Genomic DNA, 16,609 nt, shown 5'->3' with positions numbered 1-16,609 from the left:
TTGTCCTCAAAATCGGGTGAGTCGGTTTTCCTGCCTTATGCCTCAATGTGCTGCGCGGCGGTAGGGGCCGCAACCGTGCGGCGATTGGCCCCGCGCAGACGGCCATGCGGCGGCGGCTTTCCACCTTGCACCCCGCTGCCGCCGCGCATAGGTTCTGGCCAAATTCTTAGGGCCCATCCTGCGGCCCAATACCCATCGAAAAGGACGACCCCCATGGAAGGCATCCAGCAATTTGTGCCGCTGATCCTGATCTTCGCGATCATGTATTTTCTGCTCATCCGCCCGCAGCAGAAGAAGGCCAAAGAACATCAGGCCATGGTGGCCGGCCTACGCCGCGGCGATCAGGTCGTCACCCAAGGCGGGATCATCGGCAAGGTCTCCAAGGTCAAAGACGACGGCGAGCTTGAGGTGGAAATCGCCGAAGGCGTGAAAATCCGTGTGGTGCAGGCCACCATCGCGACCGTCGTTTCCAAGACCGAACCGGCGAAATAAACCCTACCCCGAGGCCGCAACCCAAAGGCGGAACTATGCTACAGATTGATCTGTGGAAGCGGATTGTCATTGTCCTGACCTGTTTGGCAGGGCTTTGGCTCGCGCTTCCCAATGCCTTTTACGCTCCTGTCGAAAAGCACAATGACGCCGTTGCGGCCATCGAAGTTCAGGGCAGCACGCCAGAACTGGAAGCGCAGCGCGCGCTTTGGCCTGAGTGGATGCCCTCGGGGCTGGTGAACCTTGGCCTTGACCTGCGCGGCGGTGCGCATCTGCTGGCCGAAGTGCAACTGGCCGATGTCTATGCCTCGCGCATGGAAGCACAATGGCCCGAGGTTCGCGATGCCCTGCGCAGCCTGACCCCGGTCCGGCGCGAAGAGGCACCGGCAGGCGAATTGCGGGTCCGTTTGAACGATCCGTCGAAAATGGCCGAAGCGCTGCAGATTACCCGTGATTTGGCCCGCCCCGTTACCACGGTGACCGGGGCAGGCGGCAGTGACATCGACGTGAGCGGCGCTGATGGCGTCATCACAATCACCCTGTCGGAGGCCGAAATGCAGGCCACCGATGAGCGCACCATGCAGCAGAGCCTCGAAATCGTGCGCCGCCGCATCGACGAAGTCGGCACCCGCGAGCCGACGATCCAACGTCAGGGGGCGGACCGCATTCTGATTCAGGTGCCGGGCATCGGCTCCGCTGCCGAGTTGAAAGCCATCATCGGCACCACGGCGCAGTTGACCTTCAACCCGGTGGTCAACCGCGGCTCCAATGAAAACGACAACCCCGGCATCGGCAACGCGATCCTGCCTGCGGCGGATGAAGAGGGCGTGTTCTACACGATCGAAACCGCCCCCGTCGTCACCGGCGAGCAACTCGTTGACGCACAGCCGAGCTTTGACCAGAACGGGGCACCTGCCGTGTCCTTCCGCTTTGACACTTCCGGCGCGCGCAAGTTCGGTGATTACACGGCCGAGAACATCGGCTCGCCCTTTGCCATCGTGCTCGACAACGAAGTCATCAGCGCGCCCACCATCCAAAGCCATATTCCCGGCGGCTCAGGCATCATCACCGGGCGTTTCTCGGTCGAGGAAAGCACGAACCTTGCCGTGCTGCTGCGCGCCGGGGCACTGCCTGCGGGGCTGAGCTTTGTCGAAGAGCGCACCATCGGGCCGGAACTGGGCCAAGACAGCATCGACGCGGGCAAGATCGCGACCATGGTAGCCTTTGCCGCTGTGCTGTTCTTCATGTGGGCGTCTTACGGGCTCTTCGGGTTCTTTGCCAATATCGCGCTGATCATCAACGTCGGGCTGATCTTTGGCCTGCTGAGCCTCATCGGGGCCACGCTGACCCTGCCGGGCATCGCCGGGATCGTGCTGACGGTCGGCATGGCGGTCGACGCCAACGTGCTGATCTTTGAGCGTATCCGCGAAGAGCAACGCAACGCCAAGGGTGCCGCGCGGGCGATCTCGCTGGGCTATGAGCGCGCACTCAGCGCCATTTTGGATGCCAACATCACCACTTTCATCGTGGCGGTCATCCTCTTTGCCCTAGGCTCTGGCCCGGTGCGCGGCTTTGCCGTGACGCTTGGTCTTGGCATCGTCACATCGGTATTCACCGCCTATTTCGTCACCCGTTTGCTGGTGGTGATCTGGTTTGAACGCCGCCGTCCCAAGACAATCGAGGTTTGACATGCGACTGAAGCTGGTACCCGACAACACGAACTTCGATTTCTTTGGCTATGCCAAGATCACCTTTGGCGCTTCCGTGGTGGCGATGATCCTGTCGCTGATCGCTTGGGGCGTGATGGGGCTGAACTTTGGCATCGACTTCCGCGGCGGCACGACCCTGCGGACCGAAAGCTCTGAGGCCATCGACGTGGGCGCCTACCGCGATGCGCTGGCTCCATTGGAGCTGGGCGATGTAACCATTTCCGAGGTCTTTGACCCCGGTTTTGGGGAAGACCGCCATGTGGCTATGATTCGCGTTCAGGCCCAAGAGGGCCAAGAAGCGGCGACCACCGACACCATCGAAACCATCGAAGCGGCGCTGCAAAGCGTGTCCCCCGACATCAAGTTCACCTCTGTCGAATCCGTTGGGCCCAAGGTCTCGGGCGAATTGATTCAGACGGCGTTCCTTGCCGTCGGCGGGGCGCTGGCGGCGATCCTGATCTATATCTGGTTGCGGTTCGAATGGCAGTTCTCGGTCGGCGCGGTGGTGGCCTTGTTCCACGATGTGGTGCTGACCATTGGCCTGTTCTCGATCTTGCAAATCCGTTTCGACCTGCCTGTGGTGGCCGCGATCCTGACCATCATCGGCTATTCGATCAACGACACCGTGGTGATCTTTGACCGCCTGCGGGAGAACCTGCGCAAATACAAGAAGCGCCCTCTGCGTGAGGTGATGAACCTATCCGTCAATGAAACGCTGAGCCGGACGCTGATGACCTCGGGCACCACGCTGCTCGCGCTGATCGCGCTGCTGATCTTGGGCGGCGATGTGATCCGAGCCTTTGTCTTTGCGATTACATGGGGCGTGATCGTCGGCACCTATTCCTCGGTCTATGTGGCCAAGAATGTGGTGCTTTATCTCGGCGTAAAACGCGACTGGTCCAAGCCCGACGCGGGCGCGGGTACGCAATTCGCCAATATTGATGCCTGACCTGCTGGCGCAGGCCATGGCCACCCCCGGGGTGGCTTGGCTTGCGCTGGCCGTGATCGTGGCGGGGCTGGTTCGCGGCTTTGCGGGTTTCGGCTCTGCCATGATTATCATGCCGGTGGCGGCCTCTGTGCTCTCTCCGGTCGAAGCGATCCTTTTCATGACCGCGGCCGAGTTGATCGGCCCCCTGCCAAACTTCCCCGATGCCCTGCGCGAAGGTGCCCCCCGTGAAGTGGGGCGGCTACTGCTGGGCGTGCTGATCGGGATGCCGCTGGGGCTCTGGGGGCTGTCGCTGATGTCGCCCGAGGGCTTTGGCTGGATCGTTTCCGGCGTGGTTCTGGGGCTTTTGGCGCTGCTGCTGGCGGGCTGGCGCTATCATGGGCCGCTGAGCGCGAAGCTGGTGACGGCAACGGGTGCTTTGGGCGGCTTCATGACCGGTTTTGCGGGCATCGCCGGGCCGCCGGTGATCCTGCTCTATATGGCCAGCCGTCGGCCCGCTGCGGTGATCCGCGCCAATTTTCTGCTCTATCTTCTGGGGCTTGACCTGATGCTTTTTGCGATGCTGGCAGCGACGGGGCAGGTGGTCTGGCCGGTGCTGATGCTGGGCCTCTTGGCCGGGGTGCCGAATGTCATCGCCAATATCATCGGGGCGCAGCTATTTGATCCGGGCCGAGAGCGGCTTTTTCGCGCGGTGGCCTATATCGTCATCGCCGCATCGGCTATCCTTGGGCTGCCGCTGTGGAATATCTGAGCCTGAGAGAGACATGACATGCGATTGAACGAGATCACCTATACCGACGCCAAACCGATCGACGGCTATGGCCCGGGCTTTTTCCGCATTGGCGGAGAGGTCGTGCAAGGCCCGCAGGTGATCGGTCCCGAAGGCATCACCGGTTGGGGTGGTTTGGCCGATCCCGCGCCGGTGCTGGCGCTGGCGGGCAAGGTCGATGTGGTCTTCCTCGGCACCGGGGCGGAGGTGGCGCATATCCCCGACGACCTGCGTGAGACCTTGGAAGAGGCCGGGCTGGGGGTCGAGGTCATGTCCTCCCCCGCCGCCTGTCGGACCTATAATATTTTGCTGAGCGAGGGGCGGCGCATCGCGCTGGCCCTGTTGCCGGTCTGACGGCGGAGCGGCGTCGCCAGTGAAAGTGAGCGATCTCAGCGTGGCGCGCGGCGGGGTGCCGGTGCTTTCGGGCGTATCCTTTGCTCTGGAGGCGGGGGAGGCCTTGGTGCTGCGTGGCCCGAACGGGGCCGGAAAAACGACGCTGCTGCGCTGCATTGCGGGGCTGCAAGCGCCGCTCACGGGGCAGATCGAAGGGGCAGCGGACCGCGTGGCCTATGCTGCCCATGCGGATGGGCTGAAATCCATGCTGACCGTACGCGAGAACCTGAGCTTTTGGGCGCAAGTCTTTGGAAATGTTGATATTTCGCAGGCGCTTGATGGTTATGCGCTGCGACCGCTTGCAGATCGTTTGGCAGGTACGCTCTCTGCCGGGCAAAAGCGGCGACTGGGGCTGGCGCGGCTGTTGGTAACCGGGCGGCCGATTTGGGTGTTGGATGAACCGACGGTTTCGCTCGATGCGGATGCCGTGGCGCTCTTCGGCAGCGTTCTGCGCGGGCATCTGGCGGCGGGGGGATCGGCGCTGATGGCTACGCATATTGATCTGGGGGTCGATGCCCGCGTGCTTGACATCAGCACCTTTCGCGCGGCCCCCGATGCCGATCTCGGCGCCAGCGACGCGGCCTTTCTATGAAGGCGCTGTTGCAACGGGATCTGCGCTTGGCGCTGCGAGCAGGCGGGGGCTTTGGCCTTGGCTTGGCGTTCTTCCTGATCGTGACGATGCTGGTGCCCTTTAGCGTCGGGCCAGAGGCCACGCTGCTCAAAGCGATTGCCCCCGGTGTGCTCTGGCTCGGGGCGTTGTTGGCCTGCCTCTTGTCACTTGACCGTCTCTTGGCGCTGGACCTTGAGGACGGCTCTCTCGAACTGCTGTTCACCGCACCTTTGCCCCTCGAAGGGGCGCTGGCGATCAAGGCTTTGGCGCATTGGCTGACCACGGGTCTGCCGTTGGTGCTGGCTGCGCCTTTCCTTGGGGTGATGCTGCAACTCGCGGCGCCCGGTCATCTGTGGCTGCTGGCCTCGCTCGCACTCGGCACGCCTGCGCTCTCAGTGATCGGCATGTTCGGCGCGGCGCTGACGGTGGGGATCAAACGCGGCGGCTTGCTGCTGTCGCTGCTGGTGCTGCCGCTTTATATCCCGACGCTGATCTTCGGGGCCGAGGTTGCGCGGCGTGGGGCGGCGGGCTTGGATGCCACGACGCCGCTTTTGATGCTGGCGGGGCTGACGCTGGCCGTGGTGGCCTTGATGCCATTTGCCGCAGCGGCGGTGCTTCGGATGGGGTTGCGATGACCCAAGAAATTGTGCCCCAAGTATTTGTGCATTGAGCACCACCCACCCGCGCGATAGGTAAACTGCATGTCCCTTTGGCAATACGCAAACCCGGTCAAATTCCTTGCGCTTTCAGAGCGTGTGCAACCTGTGCTTTGGGCGCTGGCGGCTGTCTTTGCAAGCGTCGGCCTGCTTTGGGGGTTCTTCGGCACACCTGATGACGCGCGGCAAGGTAGCACGGTCAAGATCATCTATCTGCATGTGCCTGCCGCACTGATGGCGATCAATGCATGGTTTATGATGCTGGTCGCCTCGCTGATCTGGCTGATCCGCCGTCACCACGTCAGCGCCTTGGCGGCCAAGGCCGCGGCCCCCGTAGGCTTGGTCATGACGCTGATTGCGCTGGTGACCGGGGCGATCTGGGGCCAGCCGATGTGGGGCACATGGTGGGCATGGGATCCGCGGCTAACGTCGTTCCTGATCCTTTTCCTCTTTTACCTTGGCTATATCGCCCTGTGGCAGGCGGTCGAAGACCCGGACACCGCCGCTGATCTGACCTCGGTGCTCTGCCTTGTGGGCTCGGTCTTTGCGGTGCTGTCGCGCTATGCGGTGCAGTTCTGGAACCAAGGGCTGCATCAGGGCACGTCGATCCCCGTGGCCACGGGCAACCGCAGCGTGGCGGATGTGTTTTTCTATCCTTTGGTGCTGGCGATGATCGGCTTCGGCCTGCTGTTTCTGGCGCTGGTGGTTTACCGCACGGGCACCGAAATTCGCCTGCGCCGTACGGCGGCGCTGCGGGCGCGGATGAACAGGGGGGCGTGATGCCGGAACTTGGAAAATATGCGGCCGAGGTGCTCTCGGCCTATGGCGTGTCGCTGCTGCTGTTGGCCGCATTGGTGGGGCTGACCCTGCTGCGAGGCCGGGCGGCACGCCGCGCTTTGGAAGAAACCGAAGCGGAGGCCGGACGCCGTGGCTAAACTCTCTCCCATGATGATCGCCCCGCCGCTGATTTTCGCGGCCTTCGTGGCGCTGGCAGCGGTCGGCATGTACCGCGATGACCCCGAGGGGTTGCCCTCTACGCTGGTCGGGCAACAGGCACCCGCGATGCCTGAGGCGGCGCTGCCGGGCTATCCGCAGGCGACGGACGACATGCTGCGGGGGGGAGAGGTGAGCCTCGTTAACTTCTGGGCAAGCTGGTGCCCGCCCTGCCGTGCTGAGCACCCCAAACTGCTGGAAATGCAGGCCGAGGGGATGAACATCATTGGCGTGAACTTCAAAGATACCGAGAAGAACGCCACCGCCTATCTGGAAGACGAAAAGAGCCCCTTTGCCGGGGTCGGGTTCGACCCCCAAGGGCGGGTGGCGATTGATTGGGGTGTCACCGCCCCGCCAGAGACATTCATCGTTGGCGGGGACGGCACGGTGCTGTTCCGCTTTGCCGGGCCGCTTGTCGGCAGCGACTATGAGCAGCGGTTTCTCCCGGCATTGCAAGACGCGCTCAGCCGCTGATCTTGCCTGCGAATTCGACCAGACGTTTGGCTTGGAAGGCGACGGATTTTTTGCCGGTTTCATCCAGCGGGCCGGGTTCGCAGGAATAGCCGTAGGGGTTGCCGCCGTCTTCAAACTTCACCCCATCGGCATAGCCCGGCGGCACGATGATTGCGCCCCAGTGCATGGCGGTGACATAGATCGACTGGATCGTGGTTTCTTGGCCCCCGTGCGGGTTCTGCGCAGAAGTGGTCGCGGTGACTGCCTTATTGGCCAGCGCACCTGATTGCCACTGTGGCCCCAGCGTGTCGATGAAAGCGCGGAACTGGCTGGCGGCGACGCCGAAGCGCGTCGGGGCAGAGATGAAATAGCCATCGGCCCATTCCATGTCTTCGGGCTTGGCCTCGGGGATGTCTTTCATCTTGTCCAACTGTTCACGCCAAGCGTCTTGACCATCGACAACGGCCTGCGGGGCGGTCTCTGCGCAGCGGCGGAGGCGAACCTCGGCGCCGGCTTCTTCGGCGGCGCGGGCGGCTTCCTCAGCAATGGCGTGGTTTGTGCCATAGGTGGAATAGAAAAGAACGGTGATTTTCGGGCTCATGAAGTTTCCTTTCACTTGGGTGAGTCAAGACCAACGGCTCGCAGGGTGTTCTGTTCCTCGCGCTCAAAGTGAATACTGCCGCGCCCAGCCTCGCAGCCGGGCGATGAACTGCGCATCGGTCAGTTGATCCAAGGTGCCCTCAGGCGCGGTAAAGTCGGGCAGCGGCTCTAGTGCAATGCGCAGGCGGCGCATCTGTTCGGGGTAGGGTGCGACCCGCTGGGCCATCTCGACCATCGCCGCGGGCACGCGGCGGGCAGGGTGTTCGGCACTGTAGTAAAGCGCGAATTGCATCGCGTTGAGGTTCGACACCAGATCGGCAAGCTCAGGCAGGATGATGGTGTTCATCTCGTTGCTATCGGCTGCAAACATGGACGCTTTGGTCAGCAGCCCGCGCGCTTGGGCGACGGTGGTGGTGGTCGACAGCACAAAGCTGACCGACAGGGTGAGGATCACCATACCGTTGACCCCGGCAAGGACCGACAGCACCAGCCAAAAGGGGTTTTCGGTCTGAAACGGCCCGCCGCCGAGGGTTGAGAGCAGATGGCCGACGAATGCGAAATCGCGCAGGAAGCCCGCCGGGCGTTCGCTTTCGGTCATCATCACGGCCTCGCGGCTTATCTGGAAGACCAAGGTCCAACCAAGCGAGACGAGTATGATCCATGTCACCGCAATGGCTGTCATCACCACCGGGCCAGAGAGGCGGTGGCGGGCGTTGCCCTCTGGCATGATCTTGGAAAAGACGAAGAACGCCGCCCGTGCAACCCGCTCCGACAGGGGCGCGACAGGGGCAGCACCAATGGCGGTGTAGAGAAAGTCCAGCAGCACAACAGCTAGGATCACCGCGCCCAAAGCGCCAAGCGCGTAACCTGCTATCATTGCTTTGCCTTCCCCGAACGCGATCGTCTTACAGGGGCAACCCGTGATCGGCAGGCAGGTTCCCGCGCAGGAGCTTGGGGCCAAAAGAAAAGGAGCGGCCCGGTGGGGGCCGCTCCTTGGATCAGTTCGCGAGGGCGATCGGCGCTTAGGCCGATTTCGCCAAGTTGCGCAGCACGTAGTGCAGCACGCCACCGTGTTCGATGTATTCGATCTCAATCGCGGTATCGATGCGGCACTTCAGCGTGATCTCTTTGGTGCTGCCATCGGCCATCGTGATCGTGCAGGGCACTTCCTGCAGCGGCTTGATTGTGTCCAACCCGCTGATCGACACGGTTTCCTCGCCGGTCAGGCCCAGCGATTTGCGGGTGTCACCGCCGGTGAACTCAAACGGGATGACGCCCATGCCGACGAGGTTGGAGCGGTGGATGCGCTCAAAGCTCTCGGCGATCACGGCTTTCACGCCCAGCAGAGCCGTGCCCTTCGCGGCCCAGTCACGCGAGGAACCCGCGCCGTACTGTTCACCACCGAAGATCACGAGCGGTGTGCCGTTCTCCTGATGCGCCATGGCGGCATCAAAGATCGAGGTCTGCTGACCATCGGGGCCTTTGGTGTAACCGCCCTCAACGCCGTCCAGCATCTCGTTCTTGATGCGGATGTTGGCGAAGGTGCCGCGCATCATGACCTCGTGGTTACCACGACGGGAGCCGTAGGAGTTGAACTCACGCACCGGCACCTGACGCTCTGTCAGGTACTGACCCGCAGGGGTGGTTTCCTTAAAGGACCCGGCGGGCGAGATGTGGTCGGTGGTGATCATGTCACCCAGCACCGCCAGCACTTTCGCGCCGTCGATGTTGGAGATCACGCCCGGCTCTGGCGACATGCCTTGGAAGTAGGGCGGGTTTTGCACGTAGGTCGAGGTTGGCGGCCAGTCGTAGGTCTTGCTGTCGGTGGTTTCGACCGACTGCCACTTCTCGTCGCCCTTGAAGACGTCGGCATATTTCTCTTGGAAGGCTTCGCGCGTCACTGTCTGTTCGACCAGCTCCGCAACTTCGTGCGTCGTGGGCCAGATGTCTTTCAGGTAGACGTCGTTGCCGTTCTTGTCCTGACCCAGCGGGCTGTTTGTCAGGTCGTGGTTCATGTCACCCACCAGCGCATAGGCCACCACGAGGGGCGGAGAGGCGAGGTAGTTGGCACGCACGTCGGGGCTGATCCGGCCTTCGAAGTTACGGTTGCCCGACAGGACCGAGGTGCCGATCAGGTCATAGTCGTTGATCGCCTTGCTGATCGGCGCTTCCAGCGGGCCGGAGTTGCCGATGCAGGTGGTGCAGCCATAGCCCACGAGGTTGAAGCCGATGGCATCGAGGTCTTCTTGCAGGCCAGCGGCCTCAAGATAATGCGACACGACCTGCGAGCCCGGCGCCAGCGATGTCTTGACCCAAGGCTTGCGGGTCAGACCCAGTTCACGCGCTTTGCGTGCCACGAGGCCCGCGCCGATCATGACATAGGGGTTCGAGGTGTTGGTGCAGGACGTGATCGAGGCGATCACGATGGAGCCGTCATGCAGCTGGTAGTTGTCATCTTCGGTGGAGACAAAACCGCGGTTGTGATGGCCTTCGTCGCCGGGGATGTCCTGCGGTTCGGGCTGGCCGCCTTCGCCTTCCCAACGGATTTCCGAGTTCGCGGAGGTGTCTTTCCCTTCGCGGATGCCTTTCACGTATTCGGCGAATGCGGTATGCGCACTGTCGAGAGCGATGTAATCCTGCGGACGTTTCGGGCCGGAAATCGCAGGCACGATGGTGCCCATGTCGAGCGAGAGCGTGTCGGTGTAGACCGGCGCATAGTTCGCATCGCGCCACATGCCGTTCTCTTGGGCATAGGCTTTGACCAGCGCAACACGATCTTTGTCGCGGCCTGTGTTGGTCAGGTAACGCAGGGTCTCATCGTCGATCGGGAAGAAACCGCAGGTAGCACCGTATTCAGGCGCCATGTTGGCGATGGTTGCCCGGTCCGCCAGCGGCAGGTGATCCAGACCTTCGCCGTAGAATTCGACGAATTTGCTCACCACGCCTTTTTCGCGTAGCATTTCAACGACTTTCAGCACGAGGTCGGTGCCGGTGGTGCCTTCCATCATGCGGCCTGTCAGCTCAAAGCCGATGACTTCGGGGATCAACATAGAGATCGGCTGGCCCAGCATCGCGGCTTCGGCCTCGATCCCGCCAACGCCCCAGCCCAGAACGGCAGCGCCGTTGACCATGGTGGTGTGGCTGTCGGTGCCGACGAGCGTGTCGGGGTAGGCGACTTCCTCGCCGTTTTGGTCCTTGTCGGTCCAAACGGTCTGGCTGAGATACTCAAGGTTCACCTGGTGGCAGATGCCGGTGCCGGGGGGCACAACGCGGAAGTTGTTAAACGCCTTTTGGCCCCACTTGAGGAATGTGTAACGCTCGATGTTGCGCTCATATTCGCGGTCGACGTTCATCTGGAACGCGCGCGGGTTGCCAAATTCGTCGATCATGACGGAGTGATCGATCACGAGGTCGACGGGGTTCAGCGGGTTGATCTTGTCCGCGTCGCCGCCAAGCGCCACCAGACCGTCGCGCATCGCGGCAAGGTCAACGACGGCCGGAACGCCGGTGAAATCCTGCATCAAGACGCGGGCAGGGCGATAGGCGATTTCGCGGGGGTTCTTGCCGCCCTTGGTCGCCCATTCGGCAAATGCCTTGATGTCGTCCTGAGTGACGGTCTTGCCGTCCTCGAAACGCAGCATGTTTTCCAGAACGACTTTCAGTGCCGCTGGCAATTTGGAGAAATCGCCCAAGCCCGCAGCCTCGGCAGCAGGAATGGAGTAATAGGCGATGTTCTGGCTGCCAACGGAGAGGGTCTTGCGTGTCTTGGCACTGTCGTGACCGACTTGGATTGTCATGGCGGGCTCCCTTCGGGGTCTGATGGGTGGCTAGATTGTCGTCTCAATGCCACTACGGGCGCGGCGGTTCAACTGTTATCAGGTGGTTTCGCGCGAATTTGTATACCATTGTGTACCGAGATTAAAGGGGGCAGTCTGCGCAAAGCCCTCTGTGGGCGCTAACGGGCGTCTCAACAAAGGTTGATTGGTGTTTCACCCGCCAAGCCGTTAGACCAATGCCACCGCGATATTGATCCGTCTGGAATTTTATGAAGCCCCTGATTTATCCCGTTCTCGCCGCGTTTTCGCTGCTGGCCGCCCCGTTGAAGGCTGAGCAGGATCAGCCTGTGGTGGTCGAACTCTTTACCTCTCAGGGCTGTTCCTCTTGTCCCGCCGCCGATGAAATGCTCGCCGAATTGGCCGATCGGGAGGACATTATCGCCTTGGCGCTGCACGTGGATTACTGGGATTATATCGGTTGGGAAGACCCCTTTGGCGACCCGGCCCATGCCGAGCGCCAGCGCGGCTATGCCGCCGTGGGCGGGCGGCGCAGTGTGTACACGCCCGAGCTGATCGTGCAGGGCCAGACCGATATCGTGGGCGCCAAACCGATGAAGCTGATGGACGCGGTGGAGCGGCACGCCGAGGCCGCGCCTCAGGTGGCGCTGACGCTCACGCGATCGGGTGAGACGGTTGATATCGCGGCGAAACCCCTGACCGACGCCGCTGCGGGGCCGATGCATGTCCATATGTTGCGCTATTCGCCGATGGAGCGGACCAAGGTCACCCGCGGCGAGAATGCAGGCCATGTCATGGAACACAGCAATGTCGTGCGGGGCTGGCAGGTTTTGGCGGATTGGGACGGGTCAGCGCCGCTGTCGCTGACAGCAAAAACCAAAGGTGATCAGCCCGTTGTGGTGATTGTTCAACGCCAAGAGCCGGGCGGTCCGGGCGCGATTCTCGCGGCAGCGCGCATTAAGTAGGCGCGCAAAGATTAGGTTTCGTGCGGACGCCAGCGGCGGTGCACCCAGAACCACTGCTCTGGCGTTTTGGTGACCTGCGCGGTCAGGCTGTCGTTCAGCGCCTGCGTCATGGTCATCGGATCGCTATGCGGCACCGGCGCTTCAAGCACCACGTCAAAGCTGACCCCATCGTCTTGGCGAATGCCGTAGAATGGGATCAACAGCGCATCATAGCGCAACGCCAGCTCCGCCGCCGAGATTGCGGTGCGGGCAGGTTTGCCGATAAAGTCGAGGATCGGCGCGCGGATCACATGTTGGTCAAACAGCAGCACCAGCCGACCGCCCTGTTTCAGGTGCCGCACGAACCCTGCCGTGCCGCGCCGCCCTTGCGGAAATACTGGCCCGCCGAAGGCTTCGAGCGTTTTGACGTAATGAGCGTTGAAATAAGGGTTCTTCATCTCGCGGTAGAGCCCGCCGATGTCATAGCCCCGCGCCACGAGGGACGCCCGCGCCGCTTCGTAATTGCCGTAATGTCCGGTCACCAAGATCACCGGCTGGCCGGTGCGGTTGGCCTCCTCCAGCGCCGCCATGCCGGGGCCGCGTGGCTCGGCATCGGCCATGCGTTTGGGGAAATCATCGGCCGAGTAATTCTCGATGAAAGACCGGCCAAGGTTGTTGAGACAGCGCGTGGCGATTTCCTCGCGACGGACGAGCGGCATCTCGGGCCAGACATGTTCAAGATTGTCGAGCGCGCGGCGGCGGTAGCCCGCCAGCGGGGCCAAGACATGCTGTACCAAGCTGCCGACAAAGCTGAGCCGCGCCTTATAGGGCAGGGCCAAAGCCGTGCGAATGATCCCGACGATCAGCAGATTGCTGAGGTAATGGCGCGCCCGGCGACCGAAGGGATAGGGCTTTTTGACTTGGGGGGCTTGGTCCGACATGGGCTCTGACAGGCTGTTAAAGTTTTCCTGACATAGCCTGCGCCGCCCTGCGCAACAAGCCATCCTGCGCGTCATAGGCCGGGGTCAGCCGTCGAAGGGCCGCGCAGTCGCAGCCGCGAGGGCCGCCTAGGCGCGGCCCTCTGATCCAGCAATGGGAAACCCTGCCGCCCGTGAAAACCTCAGGCGGTGGTGTCTGGCACGCAGGTGCCGCTGCTGATGTCGAGTTTCATCCCCTCGGCGCAGGTCATGACCTGTTTGTCATGAACGCAGCCCGATGCCAGGGCGAGGGAGGGGGCCGTGAGCGCCATGAGGGCGCCGAGTGTCAGTGCGAGTTTCATGTCGTTTGCTCCTTTGACAGGCGCAGACAGGGTACACCCGTCCGCGCCAATCTCAAAGCGTTACAATTCTCAGATCAGTCGCCAAAGACGCGCTTGAAAATCGTGTCGACATGTTTGGTGTGATAGCCCATATCGAATTTCTCATTGATGCCGTCTTCGCCAAGGGCCGCGACGACCTCTTTGTCGGCCAGCAGCAATTCGCGGAAATCGAGGCGTTCTTCCCAGACTTTCAGCGCGTTGCGCTGCACCATGGAATAGGCATCCTCACGGCTTACGCCCGCTTGGGTCAGGGCCAGAAGCACCCGCTGGCTCATCACCAAGCCGGGGAATTTGTTCATGTTCTCCAGCATGTTCTCGGGGAAGACGAGCATTTTGTCGATTACGCCAGCCAGACGGTGCAGGGCGAAATCGAGTGTGACGGTGGCGTCAGGGCCGATGCCGCGCTCGACCGAGGAATGCGAGATGTCGCGCTCATGCCAAAGCGCTACGTTCTCCATTGCCGGAACCACGGCCATGCGCACCAGACGGGCAAGCCCGGTCAGGTTCTCGGTCAGCACCGGATTCTTCTTATGCGGCATGGCCGAGGAGCCTTTTTGCCCCATCGAGAAGAATTCCGCGCCTTCCAGCACTTCGGTGCGCTGCATATGGCGGATTTCAATCGCGACGTTTTCGATGCTGCTGGCAATGACGCCGAGCGTGGCAAAGAACATCGCATGACGGTCGCGCGGGATGACTTGGGTCGAGATCGGCTCGGGGTTGAGGCCCAGTTTCTCGCAGACATGCTCTTCGACGCGCGGGTCGATGTTGGCGAAAGTGCCGACAGCGCCCGAGATCGCGCCGGTGGCGATTTCCTCACGCGCGGCGACGAGGCGGGCGCGGTTGCGGTCCATCTCGGCATAGAAGCGGGCAAAGGTCAGGCCCATGGTTGTCGGCTCGGCGTGGATGCCGTGGCTGCGGCCCACGCGCACGGTGTCTTTATGCTCAAGCGCGCGTTTCTTCAGCGCGGCCAGCAGCTTGTCCATGCCCTCCAGCAGCAGATCAGCGGCGCGGGTCAGTTGTACGTTGAAACAGGTATCGAGCACATCCGACGAGGTCATCCCCTGATGCACGAAACGCGCCTCATCGCTGCCGACATGTTCGGCCAGATGGGTGAGGAAGGCGATGACGTCATGTTTGGTGACGGCCTCGATCTCGTCAATGCGGGCCACGTCGAATTCAACGTCTTTGGCTTTCCACACGGCGTCGGCATTCTCGCGCGGGATGGTGCCCAGATCGGCCATCGCGTCGCAGGCATGGGCTTCGATCTCGAACCAGATGCGGAATTTCGTTTCCGGCGACCAAACGGCAACCATATCGGGACGGGAGTAGCGGGGGATCATGCGCGCACCTTTTTAGGACAGGGGATGGGTCAGGGGCGGCATAGACTGACTTGGGGTTAAGGACAAGTCTGGGGTGGTGAGGGTGACGAGGGCCATCGCCTGCCCGCGGGTCGGCGATCATACGTAGGTCGGTGCTACTTTATGGCTCAACCATGATGGGCGCTCGCGAGGTTACGCCCAGCCTTACCAAATCGCCTACCCGTCCGGGCGGGCAGACGACGCCCCGGCGCCTGCGGCTTGATTCCGGGCCGGGATGGTAAACCTGTTGTAGCTAAAGCAGTTCGGTCACCACCGTAGAACTCCGCTCCAACGTCCGATGCACCGGACACTTATCCGCGATCTCCAACAACCGCTGGCGCTGCTCCTCGCTCAAATCCCCTTCTAACCGGATACGCCGCCGCCACGTGTCAATCTTCTCCGCAGCCCCCGTGCCCGCATCCTGCGCGTGCACCTTGTCGTGGCAAACGTCGACGCTCACCCCCGTCAGCGGCCATCCCTTGCGTCGGGCATACATGCGGATCGTCATTGACGTGCAAGCGCCCAAGCCTGCAGACAAAAACCCATAGGGCGACATGCCGCGATTGGTGCCGCCATAGGCCAGTGGTTCATCCGCCAGTGCGTGGTGGTGGGGGCCTGCGTTCACGTCTTGCAAGAACCCATCGGCGTCGGCTTCGGTCACGCGCACGATCCCCTCCGGCGCGCCGGGGGGCGGGGCGGGAGATTTCAGCGTCATATAGCGATCCGCCCATGTGGCGATGATCTCTGCCGCATATTCGGCATCGCCCGCGCGGGTGATCAGGTGATCGGCATCGTCCAGCGTAACAAAGCTTTTGGGATGTTTCGCGGCCAAGAAAATCTGGCCCGCGTTGTCGATGCTGACAATCTCATCCCGCGGGGCGTGGAGCACCAGCAGCGCAGCTTTCAGCTTGGCGATATCAGGGGCGAGGGAGGCGCCCTGCACATCGTCGATAAAGCCCTGACTGATGGTGAAAGGCCGCCCGCCAAGATTGACTTCGGCGCTGCCATTGGCCGAAATCTCGGGCAGGCTCTCGGCAAAATTATGGGTGACATGGGCCGGATCGAAGGGCGCGCCGAGGGTGGCGACCGCTTTGACATGAGCCAGTTGCGCCGCTGCCTTTAGCACCGCCGCTCCGCCCAGAGAATGACCGATCAACAGCGCCGGGGCCATGTCGCGGCTCGATAGATAGCTGCAGGCAGCGATCAAGTCGTCGACGTTGGAGGAAAAAGACGTGTTCTCAAATTCACCGCCCGAATGGCCCAGCCCGGTAAAATCAAACCGCAGCACGGCAATGCCCATCGCCGCCAACCGCCCGGCGATACGCCGCGCGGCGGGGATGTCCTTGCCACAGGTAAAGCAATGCGCAAACAGGGCGGTCGCCAGATGCGGCCCTTCGGGCATGTCCAGCCGGGCGGCCAGTTCCGTGCCATCCGGGCCGGGGAATGTGATGCGTTCGGTGGCCATGGGGCGCTCCAGTTTGGGGTGCATCAAAGGTGACATGTTCTGCCGGTGGATCAAGGGCCGTGGCTCTCTGCTCACCCAAGCGTTACGTAAAAGCACTGGCCGTGATCGCATT

18 protein-coding genes are annotated in these 16,609 nt (G+C 62.2%); 11 read left to right on the top strand and 7 right to left on the bottom strand.

Annotation, left to right across the window (positions count from 1 at the left end):
* The first annotated feature begins 213 nt into the window (after nucleotides 1-213).
* The 10 genes from yajC to O4H31_RS11870 all read left to right on the top strand — a co-directional run bounded on the left by yajC (nucleotide 214) and on the right by O4H31_RS11870 (nucleotide 7,039).
* Entirely contained in the window at nucleotides 214-492 is a 279-nt protein-coding gene (yajC, locus tag O4H31_RS11915; RefSeq protein WP_067627241.1) for a preprotein translocase subunit YajC, read from the top strand.
* A 35-nt stretch (nucleotides 493-527) separates the two neighbouring features.
* Nucleotides 528-2,177 (top strand): protein translocase subunit SecD, encoded by a 1,650-nt coding sequence (gene secD / locus O4H31_RS11910; RefSeq protein ID WP_269346027.1) that lies wholly within the window; start codon nucleotides 528-530, stop codon nucleotides 2,175-2,177.
* A gap of 1 nt (nucleotide 2,178) precedes the next feature.
* The gene (secF, locus tag O4H31_RS11905) at nucleotides 2,179-3,147 is read left to right on the top strand and encodes a protein translocase subunit SecF (RefSeq protein ID WP_269346025.1); all 969 of its coding nucleotides are present in this window, start codon (nucleotides 2,179-2,181) and stop codon (nucleotides 3,145-3,147) included.
* A gap of 16 nt (nucleotides 3,148-3,163) precedes the next feature.
* Nucleotides 3,164-3,895 carry a sulfite exporter TauE/SafE family protein gene (locus O4H31_RS11900; RefSeq protein WP_269346023.1) on the top strand — a complete coding sequence of 244 codons (732 nt, stop codon included), beginning with the start codon at nucleotides 3,164-3,166 and terminating at the stop codon, nucleotides 3,893-3,895.
* 18 nt (nucleotides 3,896-3,913) lie between these two features.
* Complete coding sequence (locus O4H31_RS11895; protein ID WP_269346021.1) at nucleotides 3,914-4,267, top strand: Mth938-like domain-containing protein; 354 nt, start codon at nucleotides 3,914-3,916, stop codon at nucleotides 4,265-4,267.
* Nucleotides 4,268-4,286: 19 nt separating this feature from the next.
* The gene (gene ccmA / locus O4H31_RS11890; protein ID WP_269346020.1) at nucleotides 4,287-4,898 is read left to right on the top strand and encodes a heme ABC exporter ATP-binding protein CcmA; all 612 of its coding nucleotides are present in this window, start codon (nucleotides 4,287-4,289) and stop codon (nucleotides 4,896-4,898) included.
* On the top strand, nucleotides 4,895-5,551 hold the full coding sequence (gene ccmB / locus O4H31_RS11885) for a heme exporter protein CcmB (RefSeq protein ID WP_269346018.1): 657 nt from the start codon (nucleotides 4,895-4,897) through the stop codon (nucleotides 5,549-5,551). The genes ccmA and ccmB overlap by 4 nt, the downstream gene beginning before the upstream one ends.
* A gap of 66 nt (nucleotides 5,552-5,617) precedes the next feature.
* Nucleotides 5,618-6,352, top strand: coding sequence for a heme ABC transporter permease (locus O4H31_RS11880; RefSeq protein ID WP_269346016.1), 735 nt, complete (start codon nucleotides 5,618-5,620; stop codon nucleotides 6,350-6,352).
* Nucleotides 6,352-6,507, top strand: a complete 156-nt coding sequence (ccmD, locus tag O4H31_RS11875) for a heme exporter protein CcmD (RefSeq protein WP_243260889.1) — start codon at nucleotides 6,352-6,354, stop codon at nucleotides 6,505-6,507. The genes O4H31_RS11880 and ccmD overlap by 1 nt, the downstream gene beginning before the upstream one ends.
* A gap of 13 nt (nucleotides 6,508-6,520) precedes the next feature.
* The gene (locus tag O4H31_RS11870; protein ID WP_167360215.1) at nucleotides 6,521-7,039 is read left to right on the top strand and encodes a DsbE family thiol:disulfide interchange protein; all 519 of its coding nucleotides are present in this window, start codon (nucleotides 6,521-6,523) and stop codon (nucleotides 7,037-7,039) included.
* On the opposite strand, the gene O4H31_RS11865 is transcribed toward O4H31_RS11870, so the two are convergent.
* The 3 genes from O4H31_RS11865 to acnA all read right to left on the bottom strand — a co-directional run bounded on the left by O4H31_RS11865 (nucleotide 7,029) and on the right by acnA (nucleotide 11,415).
* Nucleotides 7,029-7,619, bottom strand: coding sequence for an NAD(P)H-dependent oxidoreductase (locus O4H31_RS11865; protein WP_259981617.1), 591 nt, complete (start codon nucleotides 7,617-7,619; stop codon nucleotides 7,029-7,031). The two genes, O4H31_RS11870 and O4H31_RS11865, sit on opposite strands and share 11 nt — an antisense overlap.
* A 63-nt stretch (nucleotides 7,620-7,682) precedes the next feature.
* Complete coding sequence (locus tag O4H31_RS11860) at nucleotides 7,683-8,495, bottom strand: hypothetical protein (protein WP_269346012.1); 813 nt, start codon at nucleotides 8,493-8,495, stop codon at nucleotides 7,683-7,685.
* A 145-nt stretch (nucleotides 8,496-8,640) separates the two neighbouring features.
* The gene (gene acnA, locus O4H31_RS11855) at nucleotides 8,641-11,415 is read right to left on the bottom strand and encodes an aconitate hydratase AcnA (RefSeq protein WP_269346011.1); all 2,775 of its coding nucleotides are present in this window, start codon (nucleotides 11,413-11,415) and stop codon (nucleotides 8,641-8,643) included.
* 248 nt (nucleotides 11,416-11,663) lie between these two features.
* Here acnA and O4H31_RS11850 point away from each other — a divergent pair, with 248 nt between their 5' ends.
* Nucleotides 11,664-12,377, top strand: coding sequence for a DUF1223 domain-containing protein (locus O4H31_RS11850; protein WP_269346010.1), 714 nt, complete (start codon nucleotides 11,664-11,666; stop codon nucleotides 12,375-12,377).
* 11 nt (nucleotides 12,378-12,388) lie between these two features.
* Here the strand turns inward: O4H31_RS11850 and O4H31_RS11845 are convergent, their stop codons facing one another.
* The 4 genes from O4H31_RS11845 to O4H31_RS11830 all read right to left on the bottom strand — a co-directional run bounded on the left by O4H31_RS11845 (nucleotide 12,389) and on the right by O4H31_RS11830 (nucleotide 16,497).
* On the bottom strand, nucleotides 12,389-13,297 hold the full coding sequence (locus O4H31_RS11845; protein ID WP_269346009.1) for a lysophospholipid acyltransferase family protein: 909 nt from the start codon (nucleotides 13,295-13,297) through the stop codon (nucleotides 12,389-12,391).
* Between the two features lie 179 nt (nucleotides 13,298-13,476).
* Nucleotides 13,477-13,635, bottom strand: coding sequence for a hypothetical protein (locus tag O4H31_RS11840; RefSeq protein WP_259949251.1), 159 nt, complete (start codon nucleotides 13,633-13,635; stop codon nucleotides 13,477-13,479).
* A gap of 74 nt (nucleotides 13,636-13,709) precedes the next feature.
* A complete protein-coding gene (gene purB, locus O4H31_RS11835) occupies nucleotides 13,710-15,014 on the bottom strand; it encodes an adenylosuccinate lyase (RefSeq protein ID WP_269346004.1) in 1,305 nt (434 codons plus the stop codon).
* Between the two features lie 271 nt (nucleotides 15,015-15,285).
* The gene (locus O4H31_RS11830) at nucleotides 15,286-16,497 is read right to left on the bottom strand and encodes a bifunctional alpha/beta hydrolase/OsmC family protein (protein ID WP_269346002.1); all 1,212 of its coding nucleotides are present in this window, start codon (nucleotides 16,495-16,497) and stop codon (nucleotides 15,286-15,288) included.
* Nucleotides 16,498-16,609 lie beyond the last annotated feature (112 nt).

The organism is Sulfitobacter dubius, from assembly GCF_027214245.1.
GTDB lineage: Bacteria > Pseudomonadota > Alphaproteobacteria > Rhodobacterales > Rhodobacteraceae > Sulfitobacter > Sulfitobacter dubius_A.
This window is presented reverse-complemented; position numbering and strand designations above follow the sequence as displayed.

What these genes read in the sequence shown, in the direction of transcription:
- yajC (WP_067627241.1), top strand. Translation starts at nt 214, where the DNA reads ATGGAAGGCATCCAGCAATTTGTGCCGCTGATCCTGATCTTCGCGATC.
- secD (WP_269346027.1), top strand. Translation starts at nt 528, where the DNA reads ATGCTACAGATTGATCTGTGGAAGCGGATTGTCATTGTCCTGACCTGT.
- secF (WP_269346025.1), top strand. Translation starts at nt 2,179, where the DNA reads ATGCGACTGAAGCTGGTACCCGACAACACGAACTTCGATTTCTTTGGC.
- O4H31_RS11900 (WP_269346023.1), top strand. Translation starts at nt 3,164, where the DNA reads ATGGCCACCCCCGGGGTGGCTTGGCTTGCGCTGGCCGTGATCGTGGCG.
- O4H31_RS11895 (WP_269346021.1), top strand. Translation starts at nt 3,914, where the DNA reads ATGCGATTGAACGAGATCACCTATACCGACGCCAAACCGATCGACGGC.
- ccmB (WP_269346018.1), top strand. Translation starts at nt 4,895, where the DNA reads ATGAAGGCGCTGTTGCAACGGGATCTGCGCTTGGCGCTGCGAGCAGGC.
- O4H31_RS11880 (WP_269346016.1), top strand. Translation starts at nt 5,618, where the DNA reads ATGTCCCTTTGGCAATACGCAAACCCGGTCAAATTCCTTGCGCTTTCA.
- ccmD (WP_243260889.1), top strand. Translation starts at nt 6,352, where the DNA reads ATGCCGGAACTTGGAAAATATGCGGCCGAGGTGCTCTCGGCCTATGGC.
- O4H31_RS11870 (WP_167360215.1), top strand. Translation starts at nt 6,521, where the DNA reads ATGATCGCCCCGCCGCTGATTTTCGCGGCCTTCGTGGCGCTGGCAGCG.
- O4H31_RS11865 (WP_259981617.1), bottom strand. Translation starts at nt 7,619, where the DNA reads ATGAGCCCGAAAATCACCGTTCTTTTCTATTCCACCTATGGCACAAAC.
- O4H31_RS11860 (WP_269346012.1), bottom strand. Translation starts at nt 8,495, where the DNA reads ATGATAGCAGGTTACGCGCTTGGCGCTTTGGGCGCGGTGATCCTAGCT.
- acnA (WP_269346011.1), bottom strand. Translation starts at nt 11,415, where the DNA reads ATGACAATCCAAGTCGGTCACGACAGTGCCAAGACACGCAAGACCCTC.
- O4H31_RS11850 (WP_269346010.1), top strand. Translation starts at nt 11,664, where the DNA reads ATGAAGCCCCTGATTTATCCCGTTCTCGCCGCGTTTTCGCTGCTGGCC.
- O4H31_RS11845 (WP_269346009.1), bottom strand. Translation starts at nt 13,297, where the DNA reads ATGTCGGACCAAGCCCCCCAAGTCAAAAAGCCCTATCCCTTCGGTCGC.
- O4H31_RS11840 (WP_259949251.1), bottom strand. Translation starts at nt 13,635, where the DNA reads ATGAAACTCGCACTGACACTCGGCGCCCTCATGGCGCTCACGGCCCCC.
- purB (WP_269346004.1), bottom strand. Translation starts at nt 15,014, where the DNA reads ATGATCCCCCGCTACTCCCGTCCCGATATGGTTGCCGTTTGGTCGCCG.
- O4H31_RS11830 (WP_269346002.1), bottom strand. Translation starts at nt 16,497, where the DNA reads ATGGCCACCGAACGCATCACATTCCCCGGCCCGGATGGCACGGAACTG.